This is a genomic window from Acidovorax sp. KPB24-03 (genome assembly GCF_057546605.1).
This window is the reverse complement of record NZ_BAAJYR010000296.1, coordinates 1-4,364: the sequence shown is the minus strand read 5'-3', so window position 1 is coordinate 4,364 and position 4,364 is coordinate 1. Positions and strand designations below refer to the sequence as shown.

The window sequence follows — 4,364 nt, the reverse complement described above, 5'->3', positions numbered from 1 at the left end:
TGCTGGCCGCCTGCGGCGGCAGCGACAACGACGGCAACAACAACGCCGGCGCCACCGCCACGCTGGCCGTGCTGGAGACGACCGACCTGCACTTCAACGTGCGCAGCTACGACTACTTCAAGCTCGCCGAAGACAAGAGCTATGGCTTCGAGCGCACCGCCACGCTGGTGCGCCAGGCGCGCAAGGAGTTCGCCAACACGCTGCTGGTCGACAACGGCGACACCATCCAGGGCACGGCGCTGGCCGACTACGAGGCCGTGGTCAAGGCCATTCCCTGCACCCAGCAGCTGTCCATGTACAAGGCCATGGGCGCTTTGGGCTTCGATGCAGGCACGCTGGGCAACCACGAGTTCAACTACGGCCTGCCGTTCCTCAACCAGGTGCTGGGCGGCGGCATGGAGGTCGATGGCGTCGATGCCGCGCAAAAATGCGCCGGCGCCGGCTACCCCGCCGTGCTGGCCAACGTGTACAGCAGCAAGACGAAGAAGCCGCTGGTGCAGCCCTACACCATCCTGGAGCGCACGCTGGTCTCCAAGGGCGCGGACGGCAAGGAGGTCAAGCTGCCCATCAAGGTGGGCGTGATCGGCTTCACCACCCCCGGCATCATGAACTGGGACAAGCGCTACCTCGAAGGCAAGGTCTACACCGAAGGCGCGGTCGAAGCCGCGCAGAAATACGTGCCCGAGCTGCGCGCCAAGGGCGCCGACATCGTCGTGGCCCTGCTGCACGGCGGGCTCGATGCGGGCGCCTACTCGGCCACCATGGAGAACCCGGGCCTGTACCTGTCCAAGGTCGCCGGCATCGACGCCATGGTCATGGGCCACCAGCACAGCGTGTTCCCCGACACCGCCGCGACGCCGGCCTATTCGCAAGCCGGCGTGGACAACAAGGCCGGCACCATCAACGGCGTGCCCGCCGTGATGGCCAGCTCGTGGGGCAAGGCGCTGGGCGTGATCCAGCTGGCCCTGCAATGGGACGGCAAGGCCTGGGCGGTGAACAAGACCGCCACCAAGAGCGAGCTGCGCAACATCCAGGGCAAGAACGCCTCGGGCGCCACGGTGTATGTCGATGCCGACCCCACCGTCGCCCCCCTGATCGAGACGCAGCACCAGGCCGCCATCGCCTACGTGAAGACGCCCATCGGCAGCACCGACTTCCGCATGAGCACGCTGTTCGCCGACGTGGGCGACCCCGGCGCGATCCAGATCGTGAACCAGGCCCAGCGCGATTACGTGGCCGCCTACGTGGCCGCCAACCTGCCGCAGTACGCGCAGCTGCCCGTGCTGTCGGTGAGTGCGCCGTTCAAGTCGGGCTTCCAGGGCGGGGCCGACTACACCGACGTGGCCACCGGGCCGCTGGCGATCTACAACGCCGCCGACCTGTACCTGTACCCCAACACCGTGTACGCGGTGAAGGTGAACGGCGCCGACATCCAGGGCTGGCTGGAGGCCGCGGCCAAGCGCTTCAACCAGATCGACCCGGCCAAGACCGCCGAGCAGCAGCTCATCAGCACCTTCCCCGGCTACAACTTCGACATGTTCACCACGGCCGATGTGCAGTACGAGATCGACGTGACGCAGCCCACCGGCCGCCGCATCAAGAACCTGACCTACAAGGGCCAGCCCATCAATGCGGCGCAGGAGTTCGTGATCGCCACCAACAACTACCGCGCCACCAGCGGCAAGAGCTTCATCGACAAGCTGGACGGCTCGGGCACGATCTGGGCCTCGCCGGACGCCAACCGCGACGTGGTGATCGACTACATCCGCAAGAACGCCAACGTGACCCGTGCCGCCAACGGCGCGGCCAAGAGCTGGCGCTTCACCAAGGTGGCCACGGCCGGCCCGGTGGTGTTCAGCTCCGGCGCCAACGCGCTGCCCGTGGCCCAGGCCGCGGGCCTGGCCAACGTCACGCTCATGGCGGCGGACGACGGCTCGGGCAAGGGCACGTCCAAGTACCGGCTGGACCTGTCGAAGTAACCGGCCGCGTGCCAGCGGCAAAGGCTGGCCAGTAACGCCCAACCAAACACCGGGCCCCGGCATGCACATGCATGCCGGGGCCCGGTGCTTTTTCCAGGGCCGTGCGGGCGCCTTTAGTCGTCCAGCCGTTCGCTGATCACCTTGCCGGTGGTGGGCTCCACGCGCAGTTCCATGTTCAGACCGGCCATGTTGGTGGCTTCGGCTTCCCAGTAGCCGTCTTCGTACTCGATGCCGCGCACGCGGGTGTAGCCGACCTGCTCCAGGGCCTGGCGCACCTGGTCGGCGCTCAGCACCGGCTGGTTGTTGACCGTGCCGCCGCTGCGGCCCACCTGGCTCAGCACCTCCAGCGTCACCGGGTGCAGCACGAACTCCACCTTCTCGCCCTGGTTGGCGGACTGGCGCGCCTTGGCTTCCCAGAAGCCATCGTCCAATTCCACGTCGTACACGAATTGGTAGCCCTTGGCGCGCAGCGCCTGCGATACCTGGTCCACACTGGGCAGCGTCTTGCCGATGTCGCTCTTGCGCACGGTGGTGAGGCTGCCGTCCGCGTCATTGACCAGCACGTCGACGCGCAGGCCGTCGAGGGCGACCGCGTCGGCAGACCAGTAGCCGTACCGCTTTTGCAGGTCTTGCGGCGCGACGTACTGGTGCTGGGTGATCACGTTGGCGGCTTCCTGGGCCGTCAGCGCCCAGGCCATGGAAGGCAGGGCGGATGCGGCGGCAGCAGCGGCGGCGACGGCCAGGGTCAGAACGGTTTTTTTTCATGGTGCTTTTCCTTTCGGTGTTGCAAGGTGGCGAGAACTGGGAGGCAGTGTGCGCAACCGCTGCTAAACCTTTCGTGAAGCGTCCGTTCATGTGCCGTTTAACGGCGCCGGCAATAATCCCGCGATGAAAAAATGGACCCGGAGCGTGCTTTTGCGTGCCGCCGTCGTGGCGGTGGCGCTCGCGTGCGTGCAGGCGCCCGCGGCCGAGCAGGACGCGGCGCGGCGCGGCGTGCTCAACGGCCAGCTCAAGCCCCTGAACAGCATCGTTGCGGACATCAGCCGCCAGTACGCGGGCCGCGTCATCGAGGTGGAAAGCAAGCGCGGGCGCAAGGGCGAGCCGCGCTACGAAATCACCCTCATCGACGCCCGGGGCAACAAGCAGGAAGTGCTGGTGGATGCCGCCACCGGCTCCGTGGTGGCGCAGGAGCGCGAGTGGCCCACGCAGCCCGTCCCGCTGGCGCAGATGGCCCGGTACGTCAAGCAGCTGGAGCAGCGGTACGGCGCGCGCGTCGTGAACGCCGAGTTCGAGCGCGATGCGCAGGGCAAGGCGGTCTACGAGGTCAAGCTGTCCGACAAGCCCGCCGTGGAGATGAAGCTGCTCATGGATGTGAACACGGGCGAGGTCCTGCATCGACCGGAGGCGGCCGCTGCACCGGCGCCCCTGAAATCCATGGACGTGGTGCTGGAGTCGCTGCGCCCGCGCTTCTCGGGCCTGGTGCTGGAGGTGGAGCTGGAGAGCGACCACCGCCACCGCCCGTACTACAGCGTCGAGCTGCAGCAGCCCAACGGCTTCAAGCTGGAGCTGGAGGTCGATGCCGTCACCCTGGAAGTGACGCGGCGAAAGGCGGGTGACTGATGCGCATCCTGGTCGTGGAAGACGACGCGGCGCTTGCCGCGCAACTGCGCGCCGCGCTGGAGGCCGCGGGCTTTGCCGTGGATGTGGAGCATGACGGCGAAGCCGCCTCCTTTGCCGGCAGCGCCGAAGCCTACAGCGCGGCCGTGCTGGACCTGGGCCTGCCGCGCAAGGATGGCCTGAGCGTGCTGCACGACTGGCGCGGCGCGGGCCGCAACTGGCCGGTGCTGGTGCTCACGGCCCGCAACCGCTGGAGCGACAAGGTCGCGGGATTCAACGCCGGAGCGGACGACTATCTCACCAAGCCGTTCCTGATGGACGAGGTGGTGCTGCGCCTGCGGGCCATGCTGCGCCGCACGGCCGGGTCCGCCGCCGCCGTGCTGCAGGCGGGGCCGCTGGAGTACGACGTGGTGCGGGGCCGCTTCTCGCTGCAGGGCCAGAGCCTGCAGCTCACCGCGCAGGAGCACAAGATCCTGGCCTACTTCATGCACCACCCGGGCAAGCTGCTCACGCGCAGCGACATCGGCGAACACGTTTACGCGCGCGACCTCGACCCGGACTCCAACACCATCGACGTGCTGATCGGCCGCATTCGCCGCAAGCTCGGCGGCGCGCCGCAACTGGTCACCGAACGCGGCCAGGGCTTTCGCCTGCTGCTGCCCGAGGTGCCGGGCTGATGGGCCCGCCAGGCCCGCCAGGCCCGGCGATGGCGCCCGGCGGCATCGACCCGCTGCCTGCACCGGACACGCCGCCCACGCCGGCCCCGCC

Annotated in this window: 4 protein-coding genes; 3 read left to right on the top strand and 1 reads right to left on the bottom strand. The window is 68.2% G+C overall.

Features of this window, described 5'->3' with window-relative positions:
• Positions 1-1,979 (top strand): bifunctional 2',3'-cyclic-nucleotide 2'-phosphodiesterase/3'-nucleotidase (locus tag AC27KI_RS19515; RefSeq protein ID WP_487115347.1); only part of this gene is annotated, 1,979 nt, incomplete at its 5' end.
• Between the two features lie 113 nt (positions 1,980-2,092).
• Here AC27KI_RS19515 and AC27KI_RS19510 read toward each other — a convergent pair.
• Positions 2,093-2,677 (bottom strand): PepSY domain-containing protein, encoded by a 585-nt coding sequence (locus AC27KI_RS19510; RefSeq protein ID WP_487115345.1) that lies wholly within the window; start codon positions 2,675-2,677, stop codon positions 2,093-2,095.
• 190 nt (positions 2,678-2,867) lie between these two features.
• Here AC27KI_RS19510 and AC27KI_RS19505 point away from each other — a divergent pair, with 190 nt between their 5' ends.
• Both AC27KI_RS19505 and AC27KI_RS19500 read left to right on the top strand, forming a co-directional pair.
• Entirely contained in the window at positions 2,868-3,599 is a 732-nt protein-coding gene (locus AC27KI_RS19505; RefSeq protein ID WP_284408144.1) for a PepSY domain-containing protein, read from the top strand.
• Positions 3,599-4,273, top strand: coding sequence for a response regulator transcription factor (locus tag AC27KI_RS19500; RefSeq protein WP_317356424.1), 675 nt, complete (start codon positions 3,599-3,601; stop codon positions 4,271-4,273). The genes AC27KI_RS19505 and AC27KI_RS19500 overlap by 1 nt, the downstream gene beginning before the upstream one ends.
• Positions 4,274-4,364: the final 91 nt, after the last annotated feature.

Excerpts from the sequence above, each read along its gene's own strand:
- AC27KI_RS19510 (WP_487115345.1), bottom strand. The coding sequence starts at position 2,677 with ATGGCCTGGGCGCTGACGGCCCAGGAAGCCGCCAACGTGATCACCCAG.
- AC27KI_RS19505 (WP_284408144.1), top strand. The coding sequence starts at position 2,868 with ATGAAAAAATGGACCCGGAGCGTGCTTTTGCGTGCCGCCGTCGTGGCG.
- AC27KI_RS19500 (WP_317356424.1), top strand. The coding sequence starts at position 3,599 with ATGCGCATCCTGGTCGTGGAAGACGACGCGGCGCTTGCCGCGCAACTG.